Source organism: Spirillospora sp. NPDC046719 (assembly GCF_040645715.1).
In the GTDB taxonomy this organism is placed as follows: domain Bacteria; phylum Actinomycetota; class Actinomycetes; order Streptosporangiales; family Streptosporangiaceae; genus Spirillospora.
The window spans coordinates 1-1,003 of record NZ_JBEYYT010000964.1 but is presented as its reverse complement, the minus strand read 5'-3'; the positions used below and the strand labels follow the sequence as shown (position 1 = coordinate 1,003).

The 1,003-nt window shown below is 80.5% G+C and carries 1 protein-coding gene; it reads right to left on the bottom strand.

Features of this window, described 5'->3' with window-relative positions:
- A partial coding sequence (locus ABZ914_RS51890) for a polyprenyl synthetase family protein (RefSeq protein ID WP_500201891.1) occupies positions 1-883 on the bottom strand: 883 nt, incomplete at its 3' end.
- Positions 884-1,003 lie beyond the last annotated feature (120 nt).

Below are 1,003 nucleotides of genomic sequence, written 5' to 3'. Positions count from 1 at the left end.
CGTCGAGCCGCCCGGCGGCCCGCGCGGCGCGCGCGCCCGCCGAGGGGCGGGCGCCGGCGTGCCGCGCGAGGGCCCCGCGCCGCCGCGCGGCCGGCAGCGCGGACAGCAGGTGCGCGAGCAGGTACGTGGCGGTGCCGTTGGCGAGGTCCTCGTGCCGCCCCGACGCCAGGTCGCGCTGGTCGTTGACGAGCTGGCGGAGGACGCCGAGCCGGCGGCCGAACGCGCGCCAGCCGCCGGCCCGGCCGGGTCCCGCGCCGGCGAGCCGGGCCGCGGACGCCGCCGCCATCGCGTACGGCGCGCCGGTCTTGCCCGCGTAGGCGCGCAGCACCGACGCGGGCGTGGCGGCGGACGGGCGCTCGGTGAGGTCGCGCAGCTGCCCGTCCACCGCGTCCAGCCAGGCGCGCGACACCTCGTCGGCGAGCCCGCAGCGGACGGCGTCGGGCACCGGCAGGCCGGCGACGAGCCGGGCGGGCAGATGGCCGCCGACCGCCAGCGCCGTCAGCACCCGCTTGGCGACCGCGGTGTCGCCGGCCGCCGGGGCGCCGGGCGCGTCGGTGAGGTCGTCGAGGTAGCGGGCGGCGGCCCACCACAGCAGGTGGACGACGGCGAGCGGCCGGGCGGGCGCCGGGTCGCCGGTCTCCGCGCCGTGGACGAGCATCGGCAGCGCGACCATCCCCCGCATCCCGGGGCGCGAGCCCTTGGCGCGGACGACCTCGAAGAAGTCCACCAGGAACTCCGCCATCGCGCCGCCGACCATCTCGCGGCCCTCGTCCAGGCCCATCGCCAGGCCCTCGGCGAGCCGCTCGCACAGCCGGCCGATCTCCGCCTCGACCTCGGCGGCCGCCCGCTCCTGCGCGGCCCGGCCGAACGCTCCTTCTTCCACGTGCCGACTCCTCCTTCTTCGCGGGGTTCTCGGGCGGTACCGGGGTCAGCCGGCGGCGGCGCCCGCCGGGGCGCCGAGGACGCGGACCGTGCCGGACCGCCCGTCCAGCTCGATCCAGGC